This is a genomic window from Micromonospora fiedleri (assembly GCF_016774385.1).
GTDB classification, from domain to species: domain Bacteria; phylum Actinomycetota; class Actinomycetes; order Mycobacteriales; family Micromonosporaceae; genus Micromonospora; species Micromonospora gifhornensis.
Genome location: NZ_JAETXL010000005.1, coordinates 191,507 through 217,842, shown reverse-complemented (window position 1 = coordinate 217,842; position 26,336 = coordinate 191,507). Strand labels below are relative to the sequence as shown.

At 70.3% G+C, this 26,336-nt stretch carries 25 protein-coding genes; 22 read left to right on the top strand and 3 right to left on the bottom strand.

The annotated features are described in order from the left end of the window. Position 1: 1 nt before the first annotated feature. Entirely contained in the window at positions 2 to 466 is a 465-nt protein-coding gene (locus JMF97_RS15100; protein WP_203222160.1) for a hypothetical protein, read from the bottom strand. Positions 467 to 595: 129 nt separating this feature from the next. Between JMF97_RS15100 and thrB the strand changes: the two genes are divergently transcribed. The 4 genes from thrB to prfA all read left to right on the top strand — a co-directional run bounded on the left by thrB (position 596) and on the right by prfA (position 5,847). After that, on the top strand, positions 596 to 1,540 hold the full coding sequence (gene thrB, locus JMF97_RS15095; protein WP_498043308.1) for a homoserine kinase: 945 nt from the start codon (positions 596 to 598) through the stop codon (positions 1,538 to 1,540). A gap of 295 nt (positions 1,541 to 1,835) precedes the next feature. Further along, positions 1,836 to 3,920 carry a transcription termination factor Rho gene (gene rho / locus JMF97_RS15090; protein ID WP_203222158.1) on the top strand — a complete coding sequence of 695 codons (2,085 nt, stop codon included), beginning with the start codon at positions 1,836 to 1,838 and terminating at the stop codon, positions 3,918 to 3,920. Between the two features lie 517 nt (positions 3,921 to 4,437). After that, positions 4,438 to 4,662 (top strand): 50S ribosomal protein L31, encoded by a 225-nt coding sequence (gene rpmE, locus JMF97_RS15085; protein WP_013735652.1) that lies wholly within the window; start codon positions 4,438 to 4,440, stop codon positions 4,660 to 4,662. A 96-nt stretch (positions 4,663 to 4,758) separates the two neighbouring features. Next, entirely contained in the window at positions 4,759 to 5,847 is a 1,089-nt protein-coding gene (gene prfA / locus JMF97_RS15080; protein ID WP_203222157.1) for a peptide chain release factor 1, read from the top strand. Positions 5,848 to 5,871: 24 nt separating this feature from the next. On the opposite strand, the gene JMF97_RS15075 is transcribed toward prfA, so the two are convergent. Then, positions 5,872 to 7,422, bottom strand: a complete 1,551-nt coding sequence (locus JMF97_RS15075; RefSeq protein ID WP_203222156.1) for a GGDEF domain-containing protein — start codon at positions 7,420 to 7,422, stop codon at positions 5,872 to 5,874. 70 nt (positions 7,423 to 7,492) lie between these two features. Between JMF97_RS15075 and prmC the strand changes: the two genes are divergently transcribed. The 4 genes from prmC (at position 7,493) to JMF97_RS15055 (ending at position 11,909) form a co-directional block, all read left to right on the top strand. After that, on the top strand, positions 7,493 to 8,446 hold the full coding sequence (gene prmC / locus JMF97_RS15070; RefSeq protein WP_203222155.1) for a peptide chain release factor N(5)-glutamine methyltransferase: 954 nt from the start codon (positions 7,493 to 7,495) through the stop codon (positions 8,444 to 8,446). After that, positions 8,446 to 9,090 (top strand): L-threonylcarbamoyladenylate synthase, encoded by a 645-nt coding sequence (locus JMF97_RS15065; protein WP_102659253.1) that lies wholly within the window; start codon positions 8,446 to 8,448, stop codon positions 9,088 to 9,090. The genes prmC and JMF97_RS15065 overlap by 1 nt, the downstream gene beginning before the upstream one ends. Continuing rightward, complete coding sequence (locus JMF97_RS15060; protein WP_203222154.1) at positions 9,091 to 9,702, top strand: arsenate reductase/protein-tyrosine-phosphatase family protein; 612 nt, start codon at positions 9,091 to 9,093, stop codon at positions 9,700 to 9,702. A 95-nt stretch (positions 9,703 to 9,797) separates the two neighbouring features. After that, entirely contained in the window at positions 9,798 to 11,909 is a 2,112-nt protein-coding gene (locus JMF97_RS15055) for a transglycosylase domain-containing protein (RefSeq protein ID WP_203222153.1), read from the top strand. 64 nt (positions 11,910 to 11,973) lie between these two features. On the opposite strand, the gene JMF97_RS15050 is transcribed toward JMF97_RS15055, so the two are convergent. Beyond that, a complete protein-coding gene (locus JMF97_RS15050) occupies positions 11,974 to 13,431 on the bottom strand; it encodes an SDR family oxidoreductase (RefSeq protein ID WP_203222152.1) in 1,458 nt (485 codons plus the stop codon). 35 nt (positions 13,432 to 13,466) lie between these two features. Between JMF97_RS15050 and glyA the strand changes: the two genes are divergently transcribed. From glyA to JMF97_RS14980, 14 genes are all read left to right on the top strand, one after another. Further along, positions 13,467 to 14,753: a serine hydroxymethyltransferase gene (gene glyA / locus JMF97_RS15045; protein WP_203222151.1), complete on the top strand. Its 1,287-nt coding sequence runs from the start codon at positions 13,467 to 13,469 to the stop codon at positions 14,751 to 14,753. Beyond that, positions 14,750 to 15,220, top strand: a complete 471-nt coding sequence (locus tag JMF97_RS15040; protein ID WP_203222150.1) for a Cg1360 family ATP-synthase-associated protein — start codon at positions 14,750 to 14,752, stop codon at positions 15,218 to 15,220. The genes glyA and JMF97_RS15040 overlap by 4 nt, the downstream gene beginning before the upstream one ends. A gap of 167 nt (positions 15,221 to 15,387) precedes the next feature. Beyond that, positions 15,388 to 15,609, top strand: a complete 222-nt coding sequence (locus JMF97_RS15035; RefSeq protein ID WP_203222149.1) for a hypothetical protein — start codon at positions 15,388 to 15,390, stop codon at positions 15,607 to 15,609. Further along, the gene (gene atpB / locus JMF97_RS15030) at positions 15,610 to 16,431 is read left to right on the top strand and encodes a F0F1 ATP synthase subunit A (protein ID WP_203222148.1); all 822 of its coding nucleotides are present in this window, start codon (positions 15,610 to 15,612) and stop codon (positions 16,429 to 16,431) included. Positions 16,432 to 16,527: 96 nt separating this feature from the next. Further along, complete coding sequence (gene atpE / locus JMF97_RS15025; protein ID WP_203222147.1) at positions 16,528 to 16,752, top strand: ATP synthase F0 subunit C; 225 nt, start codon at positions 16,528 to 16,530, stop codon at positions 16,750 to 16,752. A 29-nt stretch (positions 16,753 to 16,781) separates the two neighbouring features. Then, a complete protein-coding gene (locus tag JMF97_RS15020; RefSeq protein ID WP_013735639.1) occupies positions 16,782 to 17,312 on the top strand; it encodes a F0F1 ATP synthase subunit B in 531 nt (176 codons plus the stop codon). Further along, entirely contained in the window at positions 17,312 to 18,133 is an 822-nt protein-coding gene (locus JMF97_RS15015) for a F0F1 ATP synthase subunit delta (RefSeq protein WP_203222146.1), read from the top strand. Before JMF97_RS15020 ends, JMF97_RS15015 begins: the two co-directional genes overlap by 1 nt. Positions 18,134 to 18,226: 93 nt before the next feature. Then, on the top strand, positions 18,227 to 19,873 hold the full coding sequence (atpA, locus tag JMF97_RS15010; protein WP_203222145.1) for a F0F1 ATP synthase subunit alpha: 1,647 nt from the start codon (positions 18,227 to 18,229) through the stop codon (positions 19,871 to 19,873). A gap of 9 nt (positions 19,874 to 19,882) precedes the next feature. Then, entirely contained in the window at positions 19,883 to 20,821 is a 939-nt protein-coding gene (locus tag JMF97_RS15005; RefSeq protein WP_203222144.1) for a F0F1 ATP synthase subunit gamma, read from the top strand. Further along, complete coding sequence (gene atpD / locus JMF97_RS15000; protein WP_013735635.1) at positions 20,821 to 22,257, top strand: F0F1 ATP synthase subunit beta; 1,437 nt, start codon at positions 20,821 to 20,823, stop codon at positions 22,255 to 22,257. The genes JMF97_RS15005 and atpD overlap by 1 nt, the downstream gene beginning before the upstream one ends. Positions 22,258 to 22,485: 228 nt before the next feature. Next, entirely contained in the window at positions 22,486 to 23,637 is a 1,152-nt protein-coding gene (locus JMF97_RS14995; RefSeq protein ID WP_203222143.1) for an LCP family protein, read from the top strand. Between the two features lie 87 nt (positions 23,638 to 23,724). After that, positions 23,725 to 24,009 (top strand): F0F1 ATP synthase subunit epsilon, encoded by a 285-nt coding sequence (locus JMF97_RS14990; protein ID WP_013735633.1) that lies wholly within the window; start codon positions 23,725 to 23,727, stop codon positions 24,007 to 24,009. 12 nt (positions 24,010 to 24,021) lie between these two features. Then, complete coding sequence (locus tag JMF97_RS14985) at positions 24,022 to 24,480, top strand: DUF2550 domain-containing protein (RefSeq protein ID WP_203222142.1); 459 nt, start codon at positions 24,022 to 24,024, stop codon at positions 24,478 to 24,480. Positions 24,481 to 25,675: 1,195 nt separating this feature from the next. After that, complete coding sequence (locus tag JMF97_RS14980; protein WP_203222043.1) at positions 25,676 to 26,260, top strand: hypothetical protein; 585 nt, start codon at positions 25,676 to 25,678, stop codon at positions 26,258 to 26,260. Positions 26,261 to 26,336 lie beyond the last annotated feature (76 nt).

The window sequence follows — 26,336 nt, the reverse complement described above, 5'->3', positions numbered from 1 at the left end:
GCTAGCGCGAGTCGGTGGGAGGCGCCTGCGAGTCGGTGGGAGGTGCCTGGGAGCCGGTGGGAGACCAGTGCGTCTCGGCCGGCGGCCATTGCGCGTGGGGCGGTGGCGCACCCCAGGCGGCGGGAGCGTGCGGGACGGCCGCACCGGATGCCGGCGCGTTGCGGTGGGCGGCCAACGCGGCCGCGATCAGCAGGCCGATCCCGACCGGCGCGACCAACGCGTTGATCACCGAGAGAATCGTGGAGAGGGTGACCAGTCCGGTGACGTTCTCTGCGGCCAGCCAGGGAAGGGCGATCAACCACAGGGCGGTGAGCACTGTGAAGACCAGCAGGACAGCTGTTCCGGCCGACAGGAGGCGGCGGCCTGGCTCCGGCAACCGGCGCGCCAGCACAGCTCCCACGATCAGCACCACCAGCGTCGGTAGTTCCTGTGCCACCTGCAACAGCAGATAACCGGATACATTCACGCAAGTCTCCTTGAGGGCCTGAGTGCGGTCAGGCTAGAACCTGTGAGCAAGCGTGTACGGGCGCGAGGTGCGTCTCAGGGGTCGGGCATCCGCGCCGGACCGCACTGGTCGAGCCCTAGCATGGGCGGCGTGCCGACCACATTCGCCGCCGGCCCGGTCCGGGTTCGGGTCCCCGCCACCAGCGCGAACCTGGGGCCCGGCTTCGACGCGCTGGGGCTCGCCCTCGCGCTCCACGACGACGTGGCCGCCGAGGTGACCGCGAGCGGCGTGACCGTCTCCGTGGCCGGTGAGGGCGCCGGTGATCTGCCGTGCGACGACAGCCACCTGGTGGTACGCGCGATGCGGGCGGCCTTCGACGAACTCGGCGGTCAGCCGTCCGGGTTGGCGGTGGAGTGCGTGAACCGGATCCCGCAAGCCCGCGGGCTCGGCTCCTCCTCGGCCGCCATCGTCGCCGGGGTACTGCTGGCCCGGGCCCTGGTGAGCGACGGGGCCCAGCGGCTCGACGACGACGCCGCGCTGCGGTTGGCCGCCCGGATCGAGGGCCATCCCGACAACGTGGCACCCTGCCTGCTCGGCGGGTTCACCCTGGCCTGGACGGAGCCCTCCGGCGCGCGCGCCGTGTCGTTGCCGGTGGCCGAGGGCGTACGCCCCACGGTGCTGGTGCCCACCGAGCGTGGCCTGACCGCCTCCGCCCGGGCAGCGCTGCCGGCGACCGTGCCGCACGGCGACGCCGCGCTCAACGCCGGCCGGGCAGCGTTGCTGGTGCACGCGTTGACCACGCAGCCGGATCTGTTGCTGCCGGCCACCGTCGACCGACTGCACCAGGATTACCGGGCGGCCTCGATGCCCGGTACCGCCGCCGTGGTCGAAGCGTTGCGTGCGGCCGGTGTGCCCGCCGTGGTCAGTGGGGCGGGTCCGACCGCGCTCGCCCTGTCTGACCTGCCCGAAGGGTTCGAGGCGGGAACAGATTGGCAGATTCTGCGGTTGCCGGTAGACGTGCGCGGGGCACAGGTCGAGCAAGGTAGACTCGGACACGCGGAGCGGGACCCTGTTGCCGCAGGTCGCAAGAGTTGATTACGCTCTAGACTTAGCACAGCCGCGAAGCATGCGATCTCCTGCGGGTCGGCGCACCCCCGAAGCTTTCGGCGGTAAGCCCGTCACCCCTGCCTAGGCCACGCCGCACCGCAGTCTTCACTGGTCGCCGCAGACGGCGAAGCCCCGCTCACCGCTTTCCTGGTGGGTCGGGCGACCGACCGGCTGCTGTGTCACAGACTCCCGCGAAGCGTCATGCGAGGCGGGTGCACCGAGGCCGCCCGGCCACCTGTAGTTCGATTCCGGGCAGTCCCGGCCTATCGAGGGAAGGAATCCATTGAGCGACACCACCGACGTGACGTCGGATGTTTCCAACGTCGCTGGCGATGCCACCACCGCTGCTCCTGCCCGCCGCCGGCGCAGCGGCACCGGCTTGTCGGCGATGCTGCTGCCGGAGCTCCAGAGCCTGGCTGCGTCGCTCGGCATCTCGGGGACGGCTCGCATGCGCAAAGGCGAGTTGATCAGCGCGATCACCGAGCGGCAGGGCAGCGCCGCGGGCGCCCCTCGACCACGGGCCGAGGTCGCGGCGGCCGCTGCGCCCGCTCGCGAAGAGGTCCACGCCGAGGTACGCGAGACCGGTGAGCGGCCGGAGGCCGGGCGCCGCGCCGCCGAGCAACCAGCGGCGAGCGTGGAGACCGAGGGCCGTACCCGGACCCGGCGCACGCGGGCCACCGCCGTGGCGGAGCCGCGTACCGAGGAGGCCGCCGCCGAGACCGGCGAGCGGAGCGAGGGCCGGTCCAGCCGCGCCGCCGAGCGTGGCGGTGAGCGTACTGCGGAGCGTGCCGAGCGTACGGCCGATCGCAGCGGTGAGCGTGCGGAGCGCGGTGAGCGTGCCGCCGAGCGCGGCGATCGTGCCGATCGTGCCGCTGAGCGCGGTGACCGTGCCGAGCGTGGCGACCGTGCTGAGCGTGCCGCTGAGCGCGGTGACCGTGCCGAGCGTGGCGATCGTGCGGCCGAGCGCGGGGACCGTGCCGAGCGCGGTGAGCGTACGGAGCGCGGAGACCGTGGTGAGCGTGCCGCCGACCGTGGCGAGCGCGGGGACCGTGGCGAGCGCGGGGACCGTGGCGAGCGCGGGCAGCGTACCGAGCGGGACAACAACACCGACGACGACGACGAGAACGGCGGCCGGCGCAGTCGGCGTAGTCGCTTCCGGGACCGTCGGCGGGGCCGTAACGAGCGCGGCGAGTCCGGCGGCGAGGGCGGCGGCCGTGAGCCGCAGGTCGGCGAGGACGACGTGCTCGTGCCGGTGGCCGGCATCGTCGACGTGCTCGACAACTACGCCTTCGTCCGGACCACCGGCTACCTGGCCGGCCCGAACGACGTGTACGTGTCGATGTCCCAGATCAAGAAGTACGGCCTGCGGCGCGGTGACGCGATCACCGGTGCGGTGCGGGCGGCCCGGGACGGCGAGCAGCGTCGCGACAAGTACAACCCCCTGGTCCGGCTGGACACCATCAACGGGATGGAGCCGGACGAGGCCAAGCGGCGGCCGGAGTTCTACAAGCTCACCCCGCTCTACCCGCAGGAGCGACTGCGGCTGGAGACCGAGCCGCACATCCTCACCACCCGGGTCATCGACCTGGTCATGCCGATCGGCAAGGGGCAGCGGGCGCTGATCGTCTCGCCGCCGAAGGCCGGTAAGACCATGGTGCTGCAGGCGATCGCGAACGCGATCACGCACAACAACCCGGAGTGCCACCTGATGGTGGTGCTGGTTGACGAGCGGCCCGAAGAGGTCACCGACATGCAGCGTTCGGTGAAGGGCGAGGTCATCGCGGCCACGTTCGACCGTCCGCCGCAGGACCACACCACGGTCGCCGAGCTGGCGATCGAGCGGGCCAAGCGCCTGGTCGAGCTGGGCCACGACGTGGTCGTACTGCTCGACTCGGTGACCCGGCTCGGTCGGTCGTACAACCTGGCGGCGCCGGCCAGCGGCCGGATCATGTCGGGTGGTATCGACTCCACCGCGCTGTACCCGCCGAAGCGGTTCCTCGGCGCGGCCCGCAACATCGAGAACGGCGGCTCCCTGACCATCCTCGCCACCGCGCTGGTGGAGACCGGTTCGATGGCGGACACGGTCATCTTCGAGGAGTTCAAGGGCACCGGTAACGCGGAGCTGAAGCTGGACCGGAAGATCGCCGACAAGCGGACCTTCCCGGCCGTGGACGTCAGCGCCTCCGGTACCCGCAAGGAGGAGATCCTGCTCGCGCCGGAGGAGCTGGCCATCATCCACAAGCTCCGCAAGGTGCTGCACTCGCTGGACTCGCAGGCGTCGCTCGACCTTCTGCTGGACCGGCTCAAGCAGTCCCGCACAAACATCGAGTTCCTGATGCAGATCGCGAAGTCGACGCCGGGGGAGTAGTCCCACCGACGAAGATCGACGAAGGGGCGCGGCCAGTCGGCCGCGCCCCTTCCGTGTAGCCACCCCGATCCTCGTCGGCACCCCGATCGCGCGAGCGAGGCATCTCCGGACGCCGCTCGTACACCTGAGGTCTGGCCCCTTTGCTCTGCTTCACCCCACGCAATGAAAACCGGTCGAAAATGATGCGTTGGTTGAAGCAGAGCAAAGGGCCCAAGGAGGTGGGTATCTCCGCCGAGCGGCGCGCGCGGCCGAGGGGCCGGCGGGAGAGACGGAGCTGCCGGGGTGGAGTGGTCGGGATGGGGGCGGTGGTGGAGGAATGCTGTGGGCGGGGGGCGGGAATGCCTACGGATGGCCTGATGTTGCTACCGGCGACCAGCTGGTGTGGCCCGATTCCGGGGCCCGCCGAGGGCCATGGCAGACTGGTCAATCGGCCACCGGTTCCGGTTCACGCCCCTTGATCGGCGCGCAGCGGCGCGCCAGGGCGACCCGGCGACCACGACGAGAGGACCGAGGCGACATGAAGCAGAACATCCACCCGGAGTACGTGACCACCGAGGTCACCTGCTCCTGCGGCAACACCTTCAGCACCCGCAGCACCGCCAAGGGCGGCTCGATCCACGTCGAGACCTGCAGCGCCTGCCACCCGTTCTACACCGGCAAGCAGCGCGTCCTGGACACCGCTGGTCGGGTCGCGAAGTTCCAGCAGAAGTACGCCAAGGTTCAGGCCAAGAAGGCCAAGTAGCTTCTGGTCCGACGCCCGCGTCCGGTTTCCACCGGACGCGGGCGTCGTCCGTCTGTTCCCGCCTGCCGCGCCACCGTCGAAGGAGCGATGCCCCGCATGAGCAGCGAGCGCCTGGCCCGGCTCCTCGACGAGTACGCCGAGTTGGAGAAGCGGCTGGCCGACCCGGCCATCCACGCCGACCAGGGCACCGCCCGGCGGGTCGGCCGACGGTACGCCGAGCTGGTCCCGCTGCACAAGGCCGCCGCGGAGCTGGAACAGGCCCGGGCGGATCTGACCGCGGCGCGGGAGCTGGCCGCCGAGGACCCGTCCTTCGCGGCTGAGGCCGAGACGCTCGCCGCGGAGCTGCCCGCGCTGGAGGAACGGCTGGCCGAGCTGCTGATCCCGCGCGATCCGCACGACGCCAAGGACGTCATCGTCGAGATCAAGGCCGGCGAGGGCGGCGAGGAGTCGGCCCTGTTCGCCGGCGATCTGCTGCGGATGTACACCCGGTACGCCGAGCGACGCGGCTGGCTCACCGAGGTGATCGACGCCCAGGACTCCGACCTCGGTGGGGTCAAGGACGTCTCGCTGGCCATCAAGACCAAGGGTGTCCCCGAAGGGGGCAACGGCGTGTGGTCCCGGCTCAAGTGGGAGGGCGGCGTCCACCGGGTGCAGCGGGTGCCGGTGACGGAGTCGCAGGGCCGCATCCACACCAGTGCCGCCGGGGTGCTGGTGCTGCCGGAGGCCGAGGAGGTCGACGTCACCATCGACCCCAACGAACTGCGCATCGACGTGTTCCGCTCGTCCGGGCCCGGCGGCCAGTCGGTGAACACCACCGACTCGGCGGTACGCATCACCCACCTGCCCACCGGCATCGTGGTGTCCTGCCAGAACGAGAAGTCCCAGTTGCAGAATCGGGAACAGGCGATGCGGATCCTGCGGGCCCGGCTGCTCGCCGCCGCCCAGGAGCAGGCCGACGCGGCCGCCTCGGACGCGCGTAAGGCCCAGGTGCGGACGGTCGACCGGTCGGAGCGCATCCGCACCTACAACTTCCCGCAGAACCGGATCACCGATCATCGGATCGGCTACACGGCGTACAACCTCGACCTGGCGCTCGCCGGCGAACTCGACGGCGTGCTGGACGCGCTCAGCGAGGCCGACCGGGCCGCCCGGCTGGCCGGCGATCCGGAACTCGCCCGCCGCTGAGCCTGCTCAGGCTGCCCGGCCCACTCAGGCGCTGCGGGGGCGATTCTTGGCCCGCAGCATCTCCCGGTCGGCCGCCTCGAAGGCGGCGCCGAGGGCGTCCCGCTGCCCCGGACCACCCGGGGCGACCTCGGAGAACCCGATGCTGACCCCGACCGGGGTGCCGGGGACCAGCGACTCCCAGTCCTCGGTGCGGATGGCGGCGTCGATGCGCCTGGCCACCTCGGCGGCCTCGGTCATCCCGGCGCCCGGCAGCACGACCACGAACTCGTCGCCGCCGTAGCGGGCCACGAAGTCGCCCCGACGCATCACCCGGTTGATCACCCCGGCGATCCGCTGGAGTACCAGGTCCCCCGAGTGGTGCCCGTGCCGGGTGTTGACGGCCTTGAAGCCGTCCAGGTCGCAGACGCCGATCACCACCCGCTCGCCGCGGGCGACCACGGCCGCGATGTAGCGCTCCAGCCGGCGTCGGTTCGGCAGTCCGGTCAGCGGGTCGGTGAGCGCCTCGCCCTCGAAACGGGCCGCCTCGCGGCGCATCTCCTCATGGTCGATGCGGGCCGCGATGCCGTCGATGTAGACGTCGCGGAGCCGGTCGTGGCGCTGGGCGGCGAGCCGGAAGGCCAACCGGTCGGCCCGGTGCGCGCCCGCGTGGTCACCGGCCCGACCCAGCGCGATGCTGCGCAGCCGGGCCGGCTCGGCGGCACCGAGAGTCTCGGCGCTGACCTGCACGCTGCCCAGCCGGGTGACCGCCTCGATCGGGCGGCCGTCGGCGATGGCCAGGCAGACCTGGCCGAGTTGGCGCATGTCGCGGGCGCGGGCGCTGTCCGCCCCATGCCCGAGCAGCCGGGCCGGGTCGGCCCCGCCGACGGTCTCGACGACGTCGCCGAGGGCGGCTCGCCGGACCCCGGCGTAGCCGTAGGCGGCGAGGCTGCTGGGGCGCAGCCGGTCGGCGGTGCCGGTGGCGATGAACCGGTCGAGGTCGGTGGCGATGTCCCGCAGCACCCGCAGGCAGCCGTCACCGTCACCGGTGTGGTCGAGGGCCACCGCGTTGCGCAGCCGGATGCCCGGAGCGGCGAACGTTTCCTCCGGGATGCCGGCGGCGTTACCGAGTTGCCGGGCCCGTTCGATCGCACCGAGGGCGTAGCCGTGGAAGCTCAGGTAGGAGTAGGCCATGGCCAGGTCGTGCCAGCCCCACGCGGTGTCCCGATCCGGGTCGTCCACCGCCCCCAACGCGCGGGCGGAGCGCACCAGGTGGGTGACGCAGCGGTCCAACGCGCCCTGGTGGTGCGCGGCGAGCGCGGCCAGCGCGTTGAGGTGCCCGTGCAGGTAGGGCTCGGCGAGATCGCGTACGGCGGCGGACGCCTCTTCGATGGCCCGGGTGTACTCGGCCGTGCGGCCCAGGTTGATCAGCGCCGAGAGGCGCTGCACCAGCGCATCGGCGCGGGCGTGGGGAGCACTCGTGGTACGCAGCACCCGCTCCAGGATCGCGTACGCCTCTGTGGAGCGGCTCACCTCTTGGAGCGCCCGCGCCTTTTTCAGGGCGTCAACCTGGTCGTCGACCCGGTCGAGCCAGCCCACCCGCGACCTCCTGTCGGTGCGCCGCTGCACCTGCTTTTGCACGTGCACCGCGACGATTCATGATTATGGCGTGACCACCGAGCCGCAATACCCGTCCGAAGGTACGAGACGACACCGTCCGTCTCCGCTGGTGGCCGTCGCGGCCCGGGAACTGCTTGCCGCCGGGGTGACCTCGGCCCGGGTGGAGGCGGAACTGCTGGCCGCGTACGTGCTCGGGGTGCCGCGGGGTCGGTTGGCCATCGCCGACGGTTTCACCGACGAGCAACTGGATCGTTACCGAGCGCTTGTGGATCGGCGGGCGCGGCGGGAACCGCTGCAGCACCTCACCGGTGACGCCGCTTTCCGGCATCTGGAGCTGGCGGTCGGACCCGGTGTCTTCGTCCCGCGCCCGGAGACCGAACTGCTCGCCGGCTGGGGGATCGAGCAGGCCCGCCGGGCGGCGCGACCCCGGCCGCTGGTGGTCGACCTGTGCAGCGGGTCCGGGGCGATCGCGCTGTCGGTGGCCCAGGAGGTGCCGGACGCCCGGGTGGTCGCGGTCGAGCGCTCGTCGGCCGCGCTGGCCTGGCTGCGCCGCAACGCCGCCGACCGGGCCGCGGCGGGGGACCGGCCGATCGAGGTGGTCGAGGCGGACGTCACCGACCCCGACCTGCTGGCCGGGCTGGTCGGGCAGGTCGACGTGCTGCTGTGCAACCCGCCGTACGTGCCGCAGGCGGTGGCCGTACCGCCGGAGGTGGCCGGGCACGACCCGGCGGAGGCGGTGTTCGGTGGGGCGGACGGCCTGGCCGCCATCCGTCCGGTGATCGACCGGGCGGCGACGCTGTTGCGGCCGGGCGGTCAGCTCGGCGTGGAACACGACGACACGCACGGCGCGGCGGTGCCCGAGCTGCTTGCCGAGGACGGCCGCTACGTCGAGATCAGCGCGCATCAGGATCTCGCCGGGCGGGCCCGGTTCGCCACCGCGTCCCGCCGTGCGGACCACCCGGCAGCCGGTCCGGCCGGCACGTGGCAGACTGACTCCTCGTGATGCTCTACGACTGCCGGTCAATGGCCGACCGGGACCGCGGCATCGCTGCGGCCATCGAGGCGGTCCGCAACGGCGAGTTGGTGGTCCTGCCGACCGACACGGTCTACGGGATCGGTGCGGACGCCTTCACCCCGTACGCGGTCAGGGCCCTGCTGGACGCCAAGGATGCCCCGCACTCGCCGCCGCCGGTGCTGATCGGTTCCCGGCACACCCTCGACGGACTGGTCTTCTCGCTGCCGGCCGCGGCGCGAGACCTGGTGGAAGCGTTCTGGCCGGGCGCGTTGACGATCCTGGTGCAGCACTCGGCGAGCCTGCGCTGGGATCTCGGCGACGACAGCGGGGTGGTGGCGGTGCGGATGCCGCTGCATCCGGTGGCGCTGGAGGTGCTGCGCGAGACGGGCCCGATGGCGGTCGCGTCGGCCAACAAGTTCGGCCAGCAGCCCGCGCTCACCGCCGACGAGGCGCGTGACCAGCTCGGGTACTCGGTGCGGGCGTACCTGGAGGCGGGACCGGCCGTGGATCCGGTGCCCAGCACGATCGTGGATCTCACCGGTGACGTGCCGGTGCTCGTCCGGGAGGGCGGCATCGGGCTGGCCAAGCTGCGCGAAGTGGTGCCGGAGCTGCGCGAGAGTCAGGTGGCGTAGATGCCCCCGTTCACCGTCCTGCACGTCTGCATGGGCAACATCTGCCGCTCGCCGATGGCGGAGCGGCTGCTCGTGGTCGCCGTACGGGAGCGGCTGACCCGGCGCGACGTCGACCCGGCCCGCGTCGACGAGGTGCTGCACAGTCACAGTGCCGGCACCGGGGGCTGGCACGCCGGTGAGGAGATGAACCCGCCGGCCGCGCGGCAGGTGGTCAACCGGGGTGGCAGCACCGCCGGGTTCGCCGCCCGCAAGCTGCGCTCCGATCACATCGACGCGGCGGATCTGGTGTTGACCGCCACCGCCGACCAGCAGGAGTACGTGGTGGCGCTGCGCCCGGACGCCGCGTCGCGCACCTTCGTGCTTGGCGAGTTCGGCCGGATGCTGGCCACGTTGGATCCGGCGACGTTGCCGGCGGCCGAGGCGACGCCGGAGGCGGTGCACGCCCGTGGGGTGGCGCTGGTCGAGGCGGCACACGCGGCCCGTCAGGGCAGCGCGCTGCTGCCCGGCGACGACCTCGACGATCCGTGGGGCCGTGGTGACCAGTGCTTCACCCGGGTGGCGGACGAGATCGAGGAGACCGTTCAGCCGCTCGCGGCGGCATTGCTGCCCTGATCGGTGAATTTCCTCCGTATTCGGGGGAAAGGGCGGCGTACGGGGTGAAAAGCGCCATTCTGAGAGGGTCCTGACGGCTCCTGCGGGGAGAGCTGATGACCCGGGCGTTGCTGCCGAAAGTGTTCACCGTCCTGTTGGCCGGCGCGCTGGCCGGTCTGGCGCTGGCGGTGGCGGCGCTGCCCGCCGCGCTGGTGTACGGCGTCGGTCTCTCAGCGCTCTCCGCGCCGTACGCGGACCTGCCCAACACGCTGCGTACGCCGCCGACCGCCCAGCGGTCCAACCTGTACGCCAACGACGGCACCACGCTGATCACCTCCTTCTACCAGGAGGACCGGGTGGACGTGCCGTTGGACGAGGTGGCGCCGGTGATGCGCCAGGCGATCATCGCCGCCGAGGACGCCCGTTTCCACGAGCACAGCGGGGTCGACCTGCGCGGCATCCTGCGGGCCTTCACCGTCAACCGGCGCGACGGCACCACCCGGCAGGGCGCCTCCACGCTGACCATGCAGTACGTGCGCAACGTGCTGAGCAACGATCCCCGGCTCAGCGAGGCGCAGCGGGCCGCCGCCACCGAGGTGAGCACCGCCCGCAAGGTCCAGGAGATCCGGTACGCGCTCGCCCTGGAACGGGAGCTCACCAAGGATCAGATCCTGACCCGGTACCTCAACATCGCCTACTTCGGTGCCGGCGCGTACGGTATCGCCGCCGCCAGCAAGCGCTACTTCTCGGTCTCGCCGGCCGAATTGACGCTGGCTCAGGCCGCGCTGCTGGCCGGGTTGGTGCGCTCGCCGCACACCGACGACCCGATCCACGGCGACGCGGACAGCGCGACGGCCCGTCGGGGGTACGTCCTGGACCGGCTGGTCGAGTCCGGCCAGGTCCCGCCCGACGTGGCACAGCGCGCCCAGGCCGAGCCGTTGAACCTGCGCCCGAGCGAGACCCCGAACGACTGCACGGCGGTGCCCGAGGGTCACAACGACTGGGGCTTCTTCTGCGACTGGTTCACCCGGTGGTGGAACGACCAGCGGGCGTTCGGCAGCACCGTCGACGAACGGCAGCGCACCCTACGCCGGGGCGGCTTCACCATCGTCTCCACCCTTGACCCGGCGGTGCAGCGCTCCACCACCGAGCAGGTACGCCGGGTCTACTCGGCGCAGGCCCGGTACGCGATGCCGACCGCGGTCGTCCAGCCGGGCACCGGGCGGGTGCTGGCCCTGTCGGTGAACCGGACCTACAGCGTGGCGGCGAACCCGCCCGGGCAGAAGAACCACCCGAACACCGTCAACCAGCTCGTCGCCGGCGGCGGCACGATCGTCGGCTACCAGGGCGGCTCCACGTTCAAGCTCTTCACGCTGCTGGCCGCGCTGGAGGCCGGGCTGCCGTTGAACACCGTGTTCGACGCGCCGGACCGGATCCTGACCAAGTACCAGATCAGCGGCGAGACTAGCTGCGGCGGGTACTGGTGTCCGGAGAACGCCAGCGCGGCGATGAGCGGCGAGCACGACATGTGGACCGCCTTCGGGCAGTCGGTCAACACCTACTTCGCCTGGCTGACCGAGCAGGTCGGTGCCGACCGGGTGGTGGAGATGGCCGAACGGCTCGGCATCGTGCTGCGGGCCCACGACGACGCCCAGTTGGCCCGGCACGGGGCACGTGACTGGGGGCCGTTCACGCTCGGCGTGGCCGCCACCACCCCGCTGGACCTGGCCGGGGCGTACGCCACGGTGGCGGCGGAGGGGATCTGGTGCGCCCCCACCCCGATCACCTCGATCACCGACGCCACCGGACGGCGGGTCGGCGCCGGGCAACCGGACTGCCGGCAGGTGCTCGACGTGGACGTGTCCCGCGCGGCGGTGGACGCGGCCCGCTGCCCGGTTGGTGACCAGTCGATGTACCACACCTGCGCCGGCGGCACGGCCACCCGACTGCGTGGCCAGCTCGATCGGCCGGTGGGCGGCAAGACCGGCAGCTCCGAGCGGTACGCCACGGAGACGGTGGTGGCGTTCACCCCCCAGTTGGCGGTCGCCGCGATGGCGGCGAACCCGGACGATCCGCAGGACGCGGTGGGTCACGCGGTGCAGCGGGCGATGGTGGACTCGGTGGGGGAGATCCTCGCCTTCGCTCTGCGGGACCAGCCGGTCCGCGATTTCGTGCCGCCCAGCGACACGACGGCCTGGCGGGTCACCGGCGAACGCACCGGCAACTGAGCCTGAGCCTGACTGTTAAGAAGGGGCCCCTGCTCTACAAGAGGCGATAAGAAGGGGCCCTTCCTTACCGCTCGGCGCGGCCGGTGATGTTGCGGGCCATGCCGCCGAAGACCAGGGCGTGGAAGGGTGCCACCGCAGCCCAGTAGGCGTGCCCGGCGAGACCGTGCGGCAGGAAGACGGCGCGCTGCCGGTAGCGGACCTGACCGTCGTCGCCGCGCTGCACCCGCAGCTCCAGCCAGGCTCGGCCGGGTAGCCGCATCTCGGCGCGCAGCCGCAGCAGCTCGCCCGGCACGATCTCCTCGACCCGCCAGAAGTCCAGCGCCTCGCCCACCCTCAGCTGGTGCGGGTGGCGTCGACCCCGGCGCAGTCCCACCCCGCCGACCAGCTTGTCCAGCCAGCCGCGTACCGACCAGGCCAGCGGGAACGAATACCAGCCGTGCTCGCCGCCGACGCCTTCGATTACCTGCCACAGCGCTTCCGGTGACGCGGTCACCGCCCGCTCCCGTACATCGGTGTAGGCGGTGCCGCCGCTCCAGTCGGGGTCGCTGGGCAGCGGCTCGGCCGGCGCGTTCGGTCCGGCCGCCGTGGACCAGCAGGTCTCCACCTGGGCGTCGCGGACCTTGGCCAGGGCCAGTTCGACGGCCTCGTCGAAGCCGGTCAACCCGCCCGGCGGGTCCGGCAGGTACGCCGCGATGTCGTGCTCGTGCGCGACGGCCTCGTGGATCAGGCTGGCCACCAGCGGCCGGGCCAGCGCGTTGGGCACCGGGGTGACCAGCCCGACCCAGTACGACGAGAGCGTCGGAGTCAGCGGGCGGACCGGCAGCAGCAGCCGGCGGGGCAGCCCGGCGACCCGGGCGTAGCGCTGCATCATCTCGCCGAAGGTGAGCACGTCCGGGCCGGCGATGTCGAAGCCCCGGTCGACCTCGGCCGGCAGGCTCGCGCAGCCGACCAGGTAGTGCAGCACGTCGCGGACCGCGATCGGCTGGATCCGGTTGGTCACCCAGCGCGGGGTGACCATCACCGGCAGCCGCTCGGTCAGGTAGCGCAGCATCTCGAACGACGCCGAGCCGGAGCCGATGATCACCGCGGCCCGCAGCACCACCGTCGGCACCCCGCTGGCCTGCAGGATCCGTCCCACCTCGCTGCGCGAGCGCAGGTGCGCCGAGGTGGCCGGGTCGTCTACCGCCGGCTCCGGACCGCCCAGATAGACGATCCGGCGTACGCCGGCAGTCCGGGCCGCGGTGGCGAAGTTCGTGGCGGCCTGCCGGTCGGTGGCCTCGAAACCGGCCTGTCCGAGCGAGTGCACGAGGTAGTACGCCACGTCGACACCGTCGAACGCCGCAGGCAGGGTCTCCGGCCGACTCAGGTCCGCCTCGACGATCTCGACCTGCCCGGCCCAGGGCACGTCACGCAGCCGTCCGGCCCGTCGGGCCAGGCAGCGCACGTCGTACCCCTGTGCCAGCAGGCGGGGCGCCAGACGTCCGCCGATGTAACCTGTCGCGCCGGTGACCAGGCATCTCACGGCTTCCAGTCTGCGGCCCAATAGACTCATGCGCTGTGGAGACCGCGACAGGCACCTTTTGGGGGCCGGATTTCGAGCAACTGAGCACCAGCGATCCCGAGATCGCGGAGGTGGTGCTCGGCGAACTCGACCGGCTGCGTACCGGCCTGCAACTGATCGCCAGTGAGAACCTCACCTCGCCGGCGGTGCTGGCCGCGCTGGGCTCCACGCTGACCAACAAGTACGCCGAGGGTTATCCGGGGCGGCGCTACTACGGTGGGTGCGCCCAGGTGGACCGGGCCGAGGAGATCGGCATCGCCCGGGCGAAGGACCTCTTCGGTGCCGAGCACGCAAATCTGCAACCGCACTCGGGGGCGAGCGCCAACCTGGCCGCGTACGCCGCGCTGGTGCAGCCGGGGGACACGGTACTGGCGATGGAGCTGCCGCACGGTGGGCACCTCACCCACGGCAGCCGGGTCAACTTCTCCGGCAAGTGGTTCCACCCGGTCGGCTACACCGTCCGGCGGGACACCGAGCTGATCGACTACGACGAGGTACGCGACCTCGCCCTGGCCCACCGGCCCAAGATGATCATCTGTGGCGCGACGGCGTACCCCCGACTGATCGACTTCGCGCTGTTCCGGGAGATCGCCGACTCCGTCGGGGCGTACCTGATGGTGGACGCGGCGCACTTCATCGGGCTGGTCGCCGGGCAGGCCGTGCCCTCACCGGTGCCGTACGCCGACGTGGTCTGCGCCACCACGCACAAGGTGCTGCGTGGACCGCGCGGCGGGATGATCCTCTGTCGGGAGTCGCTGGCCGAGCGGATCGACAAGGCGGTCTTCCCGTTCACCCAGGGCGGCCCGCTGATGCACGCCGTCGCGGCCAAGGCGGTCGCCCTGCACGAGGCGGCCCAGCCGGAGTACCGGCGCTACGCCGCTCAGGTGGTGGCCAACGCTCAGGCGCTGGCCGACGGGCTGGCCGCCGAGGGCATGCGCCCGGTCTCCGGCGGCACCGACACCCACCTGGCGTTGATCGACCTTCAGGAGACCGGGGTGACCGGGGCCGAGGCCGAGACGCGGTGCGACGCGGCGACCATCACGCTCAACAAGAACGCCATTCCGTACGACCCGCACAAGCCGATGGTCGCCTCCGGAATCCGGGTGGGCACCCCGTGCGTCACCACCCAGGGCATGACCGAACCACAGATGCGGCAGGTAGCGGAGTTGATAGCCCGAGCGGTACGCGCTGATCCGTCGGCTCCGGGCGGGGCCGACGTACTGGCCCGGGTCGCCGCCGACGTGGCCGAGCTGGTCGCCGATCACCCGGCGTACCCCCGATGACCGCGCCGCGTGCCGGTGAGCCCGGCCTGTCGACGACCGCGCCGCGGGCGGGGGAGCCGGGGGCGATCCGGGCCCGGCTGCCGCACCTGCGCCTGCCGCTGCTCGCCTGCGTCGCGCTGGCCGTGGTCGCGGTGCCCGTCGCGGCCTGGCTGCGCGGGCCGACCAGCGCGGCCGGAGTGGCCGCCGGCATCGCCCTGGTGATCGTCAGCTATCTGATCTCCAGCTTCTCGGTGGCCTGGGCCGACGCGGTGCACCCGAAGCTGATCATGTCAGTGGGCTTGATCACGTACGCCACGAAGATCGTGATCCTGGGCGTGGTGATGGCGGCGATCGCGGCCACCGGTTGGCCCGGACTGCCGGACATGGGCGTGGCCATCATCGCGGCCGTGGTGGTATGGACCGGGGCTCACCTGACCTGGGCGCTGCGCACCCCGCTGCCCAGGGTGGACCGTTCGGTCGACCACTGACCGTACGGTTGGTTCTCTCCGGGCGTTTCGTGGTCCTGTCCGGGTGGCCGGACAGGAGTACTCTTACCCGAGGCTCGACCCGCCGGCTCCCAACGCCCGCACGCTGCTTGCAGTGTGGGGGGTGCCGCACACTCGTGAAACTCCCGGCTGATAGTGTTCGCCACGTCATGGCCGACAACCCTCACCGCAAAAGCTCCGACGAACACTCGTCGGAAGGCGCAGCCGGATCCGTCGTTGGTTACCTGCTCGCCGGCATTTTGGTGTGGGGATTCCTCGGCTGGTTGGCGGGGGAGTTCCTCGGACTGCCGACCGGCATCGGGATCGCCGTGGGCATGATGCTCGGCGCAGCCGGAGCGATCTACCTGATCATGAAGAGGCTCAGTGCCTGAGTGCCGGCACGCGCGGGTCTGTCGAGTGCGGAGGATGACACGGTGAGCGGACAGCTTGTCGCCGCAGAGGGCCTTCCCTGGCCCCCCAGCGTCGGAGACTTCTACCCGCCGGATCTCGCCGGCCCCTGGGTAACGAAGTTCACGCTGATGATCTGGCTGGCCGTCGGGCTTCTGATCATCTTCTTCATGGCCACCTACCGGAACCCGAAGCTCGTGCCGAGCAAGGGTCAGTGGATGGCCGAGTCCGTCTACGGCCTGGTCCGGGACAACATCGCCCGTGAGCAGATGGGCAAGGACGGCATCCGGTTCGCGCCCTACTTCACGGTGCTGTTCTGCTTCATCGTGGTGACCAACCTCTTCGGCATCACCCCCGGGTTGCAGATCTCGCCGAACTCGCACATCGCCCTGCCGATCGTGCTGGCCGTGGTCTCCTACGTGATGTACCTCTACATCGGCGTACGCAAGCACGGGCTGGGTCCCTACCTCAAGCAGAGCCTGATCCTGCCGGGCGTGCCCTGGCCGATGCACTTCCTGCTGATCCCGATCGAGTTCCTGCAGACGTTCATCGTCCGGCCGGTCACTCTGGCGGTGCGACTCTTCGCCAACATGTTCGCGGGTCACCTGATCCTGCTGGTCTTCACGGTCGGCGGCTTCGTGATGCTCGCCTCGGACAACCTCTTCATCCAGGTCTCCTCGATCGCCGCCTTCGTGATGGCAATCGTGATGGCCTTCTTCGAGGTGCTGGTGGCGCTGTTGCAGGCCTACGTCTTCGTCACCCTGACCGCCAACTACATCGGCAGTTCGCTCGCTGACGAGCACTGATCCACCAGACCCCGGTGGGCCGCCCGGCCCGACCATGCTTCCGGCAAGACCGCGAACGCGTGAAACCTCACGCGTCTACTAGGAGGAATACCCGCAATGGACGTTCTCGCCGCCATCAACGGTAACGTCAACACCATCGGCTACGGCCTCGCCGCCATCGGCCCCGGTATCGGCGTCGCCCTGGTCTTCGCGGCCTACATCCAGGCCAGCGCCCGCCAGCCGGAGTCCGCCGGCTACAACCGCACCTGGCTGGTCCTGGGCTTCGCGCTGGTCGAGGCGCTCGCGCTGTTCGGCCTGGTGCTCGCCTTCGCTGTCAGCTGACCGTCCGTTAGTCGACCCGGAGGTCTGACATGAATCTCGCCGCTGAAGGCGTGGAGCACCACCCGCTCGTGCCGATCTGGCAGGAGCTTGTCGTCGGGTCGATCGCGTTCGCCCTGCTGTGCTTCGTCCTGATGAAGTTCGTGCTGCCGCGCATGGAGACGATGTACCAGGCGCGGGTCGACGCGATCGAGGGCGGCCTCAAGCGTGCTGAGGCTGCTCAGGCCGAGGCGAACCAGCTGCTGGAGCAGTACCGGGCCCAGCTCGCCGAGGTGCGTACCGAGGCGGCGCAGATCCGGGACGACGCCCGTGCCGACGCCGAGTCGATCCGTACCGAAATCCTGGCCAAGGCCCGGGAAGAGTCGGACCGGATCATCGCCGCCGGCCGGGAGTCGCTGGCCGTGGAGCGGCAGACCATCGTGCGCGAGCTGCGCGCGGAGGTCGGCGGCCTCGCGGTCGACCTGGCCAGCCGGATCGTGGGCGAGTCGCTCGCCGACGAGGCCCGCCGCAAGGGCACCGTCGAGCGGTTCCTCACCGACCTCGAGAGCGCGGGGGCCCGCTGATGCAGGCCGCCAGCCGGGAGTCCTACGCCACCGCCCTGGCGCGGTTGGAGGAGTGCATCTCCGGCACCGATCCGTCGGCGGTCGCCGCCACCGGTGCTGAACTGCTCGCCGTGGCGGACCTGCTGCGCCGGGAGGTTCGGCTGCGCCGGGCACTGTCCGACCCGGCCCGCGCCGGTGCGGATCGGACCGGGCTGCTGACCTCGGTGCTCTCCGGCAAGGTCGGCGCGGACACGCTCGATCTGCTCGGCACGCTTGTCGCCGGCCGTTGGTCGGCGCCTTCGGAGCTGCTCGACGGTGCCGAGCGCCTCGGCGTGCAGGCCCTGCTGGGCAGTGCCGACCGGGCCGACGAACTGGGCGAGGTCGAGGACGAGCTGTTCCGCTTCGGCCAGGTGGTCGCCGCGGATCCGCAGCTGTCCAACGCGCTGTCCGACCCGAACGCGCCGGTGGCGCAGCGGGCCGAGCTGGTCGGGATGCTCCTGACGGGCAAGGCCCGCCCGGCGACGGTGCGACTGGTCGAGGCGGCCCTGGCCGGCTTCGGTGGCCGGTCGTTCTCCACCGCGCTGTCCCGGCTGGTGGAGTTGGCGGCGGAACGGCGGGACCGGCAGGTCGCGTACGTGACCGTCGCGGCACCGCTCAGCGAGGACGAGGAACGTCGGCTGAGTGACCGGCTCGCGGCCATCTACGGTCGTGCGGTCGCCGTGAAGCTTACGGTTGACCCGGCGATCCTCGGTGGAGCGAGCGTCCGGGTGGGTTCGGACCTGTACGACGGGACGATCCTGCGCCGCCTCAACGAGACCCGTAACGCGCTCGCGAAGCGCTGACCAGCACCCCGCGAAGCGCCCGGAAACGACAGTCGACCCGAGGACCGGTCGGTACTAGGTATCCCGGGCCCCTGATACTTAAGGAAGCAGAGGATGGCCGAGCTGACCATCTCGACGGAGGAGATCCGCGGCGCACTTGAGCGCTACGTCTCCTCCTACTCGCCCGACGTCTCCCGTGAGGAGGTCGGCACCGTCGCCGACACCGGCGACGGCATCGCCCACGTCGAGGGCCTGCCCTCGACCATGACCAACGAGCTGCTGGAGTTCGAGGACGGCACGCTCGGCGTGGCACTGAACCTCGACGTCCGGCAGATCGGTGTCGTCGTCCTCGGCGACTACTCCGGGCTTGAGGAGGGCCAGCGCGTCAAGCGCACCGGCCGGGTGCTCTCCGTACCGGTCGGTGACGCCTTCCTCGGTCGCGTGGTCAACGCGCTCGGCCAGCCGATCGACGGCCTCGGCGAGATCGCCGACGAGGGCTACCGCGAGCTGGAGCTGCAGGCTCCAAACGTGATGGCCCGGCAGTCCGTCTTCGAGCCGCTGCAGACCGGCATCAAGGCCATCGACGCGATGACCCCGATCGGTCGGGGCCAGCGGCAGCTGATCATCGGTGACCGGAAGACCGGCAAGACCACTGTCGCCCTGGACGCCATCCTCAACCAGCGCGAGAACTGGGCCACCGGCGACCCGAAGAAGCAGGTCCGCTGCATCTACGTCGCCATCGGCCAGAAGGCCTCCACCATCGCCTCCATCAAGGGGCAGCTGGAGGAGGCGGGCGCGATGGAGTACACCACCATCGTGGCCTCCCCGGCGTCCGACCCGGCGGGCTTCAAGTACCTCGCCCCGTACACCGGCTCGTCCATCGGGCAGCACTGGATGTACGGCGGCAAGCACGTTCTGATCGTCTTCGACGACCTGAGCAAGCAGGCCGAGGCGTACCGGGCCGTGTCGCTGCTGCTGCGTCGCCCGCCGGGCCGTGAGGCGTACCCGGGTGACGTCTTCTACCTGCACTCCCGGCTGCTGGAGCGCTGCGCGAAGCTCTCCGACGAGATGGGCGGCGGCTCGATGACCGGCCTGCCGATCATCGAGACGAAGGCCAACGACATCTCGGCCTTCATCCCGACCAACGTCATCTCGATCACCGACGGCCAGATCTTCCTGGAGACCGACCTGTTCAACCAGGGCGTCCGGCCGGCGATCAACGTCGGCACCTCGGTCTCCCGGGTCGGCGGTGCCGCGCAGATGAAGCCGATGAAGAAGGTCTCCGGTTCGCTGCGGCTGAACCTGGCCCAGTTCCGTGAGCTGGAGGCGTTCGCCGCCTTCGCCTCCGACCTGGACAAGGCCTCCCGCGCCCAGCTGGACCGCGGCGCCCGCCTGGTCGAGCTGCTCAAGCAGGCGAACTACTCGCCGTACCCGGTGCAGGACGAGGTCGTCTCGGTCTGGGCCGGCACCGAGGGCAAGCTGGACGACATCCCGGTCGGTGACGTGCGGCGCTTCGAGACCCAGTTCCTGGAGTACCTGCGGCGCAAGCACAACGCCACGCTCCAGGCGATCGCCGACAACAAGTGGGACGACGAGATCATCGCCGCCCTCGACGCTGCGGTGACGGAGTTCAAGAAGAGCTTCCTGGGCCGCGAGGACGAGCGCACGATCAACGAGGCGCCGGCGGAGCCGCTGGAGGGCGAGTCCGAGCACGAGACGGTCACCCGCTACAGCGGCGGTGCTCCGGCCGAGAAGCGTTAGGGTCGGGCCATGGCGGCGCAGGTACGTGTTCTTCGTCAACGCATTCGCTCGGCGAAGGGGATGAAGAAGATCACCAAGGCGATGGAGCTCGTGGCGACGAGCCGGATCGCCAAGGCCCAGGCCCGGGTGGAGGCGTCCCTGCCGTACGCCCGCGCCATCACCGGCGTGCTCACGGCGCTGGCGTCCAACGCGCGGATCGACCACCCGATGCTGACCCCGCGCGAGCGGGTGCGGCGGGCGGGCGTGCTGCTGGTAACCGCCGACCGAGGTCTGGCCGGCGGTTACAGCTCCAACGCCATCCGGACGGCGGAGTCGCTGATCGCCCGGTTGCAGGCCGACGGCAAGGAGCCCGTGCTCTACGTCATCGGTCGCAAGGGTGTCTCGTTCTACCGCTTCCGCAACCGGCCGATCGAGGCCAACTGGACGGGCTTCTCCGAGCAGCCGTCGTTCGCCGACGCCCGCGAGGTCGGTGAGACGCTGATCAAGGCGTTCGTCGCCGGTGCGGACGACGAGGACGGCGGTCCGGGTCCCGACGGCGTGCGCGGGGTGGACGAGTTGCACATCGTCTACACCGAGTTCAAGTCGTTGATGACCCAGAACCCGGTCACCCGGATCATCGGCCCGCTTCAGGTCGAGGAGCGGCCCCGCTCGGAGGCGGCGCCCGGCGTACTGCCGGACTACGACTTCGAGCCGAACCCGGAGGCACTGCTCGACGCGCTGCTGCCGAAGTACATCAACACGCGGATCTACGCGGCGTTGCTGGAGTCGGCGGCCAGCGAGTCGGCGGCCCGTCGGCGGGCGATGAAGAGCGCCACCGACAACGCCGAAGAGATGATCGACAAGTACACGCGTGAGATGAACTCGGCCCGCCAGGCCGGGATCACCCAGGAGATCAGTGAGATCGTCGGCGGCGCTAACGCGCTGGCCGCGTCGGGAAGTGAAGTGTGATGACTGCCCCAGTAGAGACCAAGACGGCCACCGGTCGCGTGGTCCGGGTCATTGGCCCGGTCGTCGACGCCGAGTTCCCGCGCGACGCCATGCCGGACCTGTTCAACGCCCTGCACGTGAACGTGACCCTCTCCGGCGGAGAGAAGACGCTGACCCTGGAGGTCGCCCAGCACCTGGGTGACAACCTGGTCCGCGCGATCTCGATGCAGCCCACCGACGGTCTGGTCCGGGGCGCCGAGGTGAGCGACACCGGCTTCCCGATCCGGGTGCCGGTCGGCGACGCGGTCAAGGGCCACGTCTTCAACGCGATCGGCGAGTGCCTCAACCTCACCGAGGGTGAGACCATCCAGGCCGACGACCACTGGGGCATCCACCGCAAGGCCCCGGCGTTCGCGGACCTGGAGCCGAAGACCGAGATGCTGGAGACCGGCATCAAGGTCATCGACCTGCTCGCCCCGTACGTCAAGGGTGGCAAGATCGGCCTGTTCGGCGGTGCCGGCGTGGGCAAGACGGTGCTCATCCAGGAGATGATCACCCGGGTTGCCCGTAACTTCGGTGGTACCTCGGTCTTCGCCGGCGTGGGTGAGCGCACCCGTGAGGGCAACGACCTCATCCACGAGATGACCGACTCCGGCGTCATCGACAAGACCGCGCTGGTCTACGGCCAGATGGACGAGCCGCCGGGCACCCGGCTGCGGGTCGCTCTGTCCGCGCTGACCATGGCGGAGTACTTCCGGGACGTGAAGAAGCAGGAGGTGCTGCTCTTCATCGACAACATCTTCCGCTTCACCCAGGCCGGTTCCGAGGTCTCCACCCTGCTGGGCCGGATGCCCAGCGCGGTGGGTTACCAGCCGACCCTGGCCGACGAGATGGGCGAACTCCAGGAGCGGATCACCTCCGTCCGGGGCCAGGCCATCACCTCGATGCAGGCGATCTACGTGCCGGCGGACGACTACACCGACCCCGCCCCGGCGACCACCTTCGCCCACCTGGACGCGACCACCAACCTTGAGCGGTCGATCTCCGACAAGGGCATCTACCCGGCGGTGGACCCGCTGGCGTCCTCGTCGCGGATCCTGGCGCCCGAGTTCGTCGGCCAGGAGCACTTCCAGGTGGCCAGTGAGGTCAAGCGGATCCTCCAGCGGTACAAGGACCTGCAGGACATCATCGCCATCCTCGGCATCGAGGAGCTCTCCGAGGAAGACAAGATCACGGTCCAGCGGGCCCGGCGGATCGAGCGCTTCCTGTCGCAGAACACCTACGCGGCGGAGCAGTTCACCGGCGTGCCGGGCTCGACGGTCCCGATCAAGGAGACCATCGAGGCGTTCCGGAAGATCAGCGAGGGCGAGTACGACCACTTCCCCGAGCAGGCGTTCTTCATGTGCGGTGGGCTCGACGACCTGGAGAAGAAGGCCGCCGAGCTGATGAAGGGCTGACCCTTCGGTCAGATCGCGTGAACGAGAAAGGCCGTCCCGGTTAACTCCGGGGCGGCCTTTCGTTCATTTTTGCCGCGTACTATCGCCGCTGCCCGGTTTTCCGTGGTCGGCGATCACGACCTCCGCGAGATACCGTCTACTCCACGCTCATGCGCCGATGAGCGGTGACTGTGTTCAACCATTCGGATGTGCGTACCCGTATCCCCTGCGGGGACGCGACGAACGGAGATGCTCGTGGGTAAGGCCGGCAGACGCGGCAAGCGTGGTGGGCGACCGTCGATCTGGCGTGGGGTGCCGGGCTGGGCCAGGTTCTGCACCATCTTCGGCGTGGTGCTGATGATGCTCAGTGGCACCTCGCTGGTGGGTGCCGAGGCGTTGATGGCCCGCTACGAGGGCGCCATCGGCAAGGCTGACCTCTTCGGCGACCAGGCGGCCGGTGCCAGCGAACGCAAGAGCGACATCAAGGGCCCGCTGAACATCCTGCTGGTCGGCATCGACCCCCGCAACGACAAGACTCCGCCGCTCGCTGACGCGATCATGGTGCTGCACGTGCCGAAGGAGCTGGACCGGGCGTACCTCTTCTCGCTGCCCCGCGACCTCTACGTCGAGATCCCCGCGTACCCCAAGGCGGGCTTCAACGGCAGCACCTCCAAGCTGAACGACGCGATGTCCTACGGCAGCCGGGTGCCTGGCGGCGGCAAGCCCGACGCGGCGCGTGGCTTCGAACTGCTCGCCACCACCGTGCAGAACGTGACCGGGATCAAGCGCTTCGACGCCGGGGCGATCATAAACTTCTCCGGCTTCCAGAAGATCGTCGACGCCATGGGCGGCGTCACCATGAACATCGAGCGGGAGGTCCGCTCCGAGCACCGTGAGCCGGACGGCAAGCACCGCAAGGGCAACCCCAACGGCGAGGGCTACATCGGGCCGCAGGCGGTCTACCCGAAGGGCAAGCAGCACCTGAGCGGCTGGCAGGCGCTGGACTACGTCCGTCAGCGGTACCCGAAGAACGGCGTACCCGACGGTGACTACGGCCGCCAGCGGCACCAGCAGCAGTTCGTCAAGGCGATGGCCGGCCAGGCGTTCAGCGCGGACGTGGTGACCAACCCGGTCAAGCTCGACCGGGTGCTGCGGGCCGCCGGCGAGTCGCTGATCTTCAGCGGCCGGGGGCACAGCGTGGTCGACTTTGCGCTGGCGCTCAAGGACATCCGGCCCGGCAACATCCAGATGATCAAGCTGCCGGGTGGCGGCGTCTTCAACAACGGCGACTATCTCGGCGAGCGGTTCGAGCCCGAGGTGGACGACTTCTTCGTCGCGCTGGAGCGTGAACTGCTCGATCCGTTCCTGCTCGAACATCCCAAGCTGGTCAACAAGGGCTGAGCAGTGGTGCAGCTCTCGGTACCCGCGTGAAGAACAACTCCGGGACGCTACTAGACTTTCCCCAATCCGCCTCAGCAAGGAGACAGCGTGGCAGAGCAGCTCAACGTCCAGCTCGTGGCCGTAGAGGAGAAGGTCTGGTCCGGCAAGGCCGAGATGGTCATGGCCCGGACGACCGAAGGTGAGCTGGGTGTGCTGCCGGGGCACGCGCCCCTGCTCGGCCAGCTCGCCGAACCGGGCCAGGTACGCATCAAGCTCCCCGGTGGCGAGCAGGTCGCCTACGAGGTGTCCGGCGGCTTCCTCTCCGTGAGCGGGCAGGGCGTCACCGTGCTCGCCGAGAGCGCCACCCCGGCCTCCGCCGCTTCGGGCAACTGAGCCGACCCGCCGATGGAGATCGTGGAAGGGATCGGAATCGGCCTCGCCGTCATTCTCGGCGCGATCCTGTTCCTCTTCATCCGGCGGGCAGTGGTCACCAGAAGCGGAGGCATCATCCGGCTCAGCGTCCGGACCTCCACCATGCTCGACGGCCGCGGCTGGTCGCCCGGCTTCGGCAGGTTCGTCGGCGACGAACTCCGCTGGTACCGGATGGTCAGTTTCGCGGTACGCCCCAAGCGGGTGCTCTCCCGCGACGGGCTGAGCGTGGAGCGACGGCGGTTGCCGGAGGGCCAGGAACGACTGGCCATGCCGGCGGACTGGGTCATTCTCCGCTGTACGAGTCGACACGCTCCGGTCGAGATCGCCATGGCACGATCCACCCTCACCGGATTCCTTTCCTGGCTCGAGGCCGCTCCTCCGGGGGCGGTCTCGCCACGTCTGGCCCCTCAGCAGGACTGGCCCGCCGCCTGACCACCCCTACCCGACCGCCCTCCCAGGGCCGCCGGCCGCAGGCCTTCGGGCTGTCTGGCCACGGGCTGGGGCGGTCGCGCCGCGTCTGGTCTCTCGGCAAAGGCTGGCCTGTCGACTGACCCCGCTCGACCGCCCGCAGGGCTGTCGGCCTTCGGTCTGCCCTGGCCACGGGAGTGGACTCTGCGTGATTTGGCTGCCTTCGAGCGGTCTCGCTGGCCTCTGGCCCTTCGGCAGACTGGCCCACGTCTGACCCGCCCGCCGCACTGCCTGGCCACGAGTTGGGGGAGGGTTTCGCCCTGTCTGGCCCGTGGGCGGGCTGGCCCAGCGTCTGACCCCGCCCGCCGCAGGGCCCATCGGCCGCCGGACTGCCTGGCCACGAGTTGGGGGCGGATTCGCCCCGTCTGCCCTTCGGCCGGCCGGGCCGTTGCCTGGCCCCGCTCGACCGCCCGCAGGGATGTCGGCCTTCGGCCTGTCCTGGCCACGGACAGGCTTTGCCACCGGACGGGCTTGCGTGATTGTTTTGGCTGGCTTTGGGCGGCTTTTGGCGCTGTAGTCGGCGCGGGGGTGGCTGTTGGAGTGTGTCCGGCGCGGGATGATCGACACCGTTTCGGCGAAGTGGTGGTATCCCGCCGAGCCGGATCCCGCCGTTTCGGCGAAACGGTGCGAGGCATCCGCCGTTCCTCCGCCGTCCGCCTCCTGCGGCCGCCGGAAGATGGGGGCGATGCGTGGTATGTCCGGTCTGACGTGAGGGCGACCGGGGAATGGTGGCGGCTGGCGGGTCGTTGGGCATGCCTGACCGGCCGATGAAGGCCCGGCGAGCAGAGCGGATGGCTCCGTGAGTGGCCGATCTCCGGGATGCGGTTGGCCAGCCCTGGAATGTTGGTGGCTGGCGGGTCGTTGTATATGTCTGACCGGCTGATGAAGGCCGCCGGAACAGGGCAGATGGCTCTGCGGATGGCCAGCCCGCGGGAATGATGGCGGGTAGCCGGTCGTTGTACATGGTCCCGGCGCCGCGAGGGCCCCTCGCCCCGCGATAAGCGCGACGGGCTCCGCCCGCAGATGAAGCGCGATGGGCTCCGCCCCGTGAGTGTGCCGGTGAACCTTCCCCCCTTTTTTGAGCGCCGGACGGTGCTTGCGTGTCCCGTGCCGATCCCCCTTGTGCGTGGGTGCGCCAACCCCCGAATGGAGCTTCGTGATGAACTCGATCTTCCGTAAGAGCATGCTCGGTGTTGCTGGTCTGGCTTTCGCCGGTGGCGTGTTCGCCGGCCCGGTGGCCGCCCACGCCGACACTCCGGTGAAGACCACCCCCGTCGCCACGGTGCAGGCGGAGAAGCCGGATGCGGGCAGGTTGATCCCGCATGGTGTGCAGGGCAGTCAGTCGCGTATCGATCTGAACGATGAGCAGGTGGCGAACACGAAGGCGATCATCGCGGCGACGAAGAAGGCTGGTATGGATGAGCGTGCCGCGGTGGTGTCGATCGCGACGGCGTTGCAGGAGTCGAAGTTGGAGAACCTTGGCCACCTGGGTGACCGTAACGACCATGACTCGCAGGGTTTGTTCCAGCAGCGTCCGTCCAGTGGTTGGGGCACGGTGGAGCAGATCACCGACCCCGAGTACTCGACCACCGCGTTTCTGAAGGGTCTGAAGCAGGTTGATGGTTGGAAGGACATGCCGTTGACCAAGGCGGCGCAGACGGTGCAGGTGTCGGCGTACCCGGATCACTACGCCCAGTGGGAGCAGCAGGCCGCTGACCTGGTCGCCAAGTACTGGAACAGCTGACCGCTAGCACCAGACCAACACCGCAACAGCTGACCGGTAGACAAACACGGAAAGCCGGCACCCGATGACGGGTGCC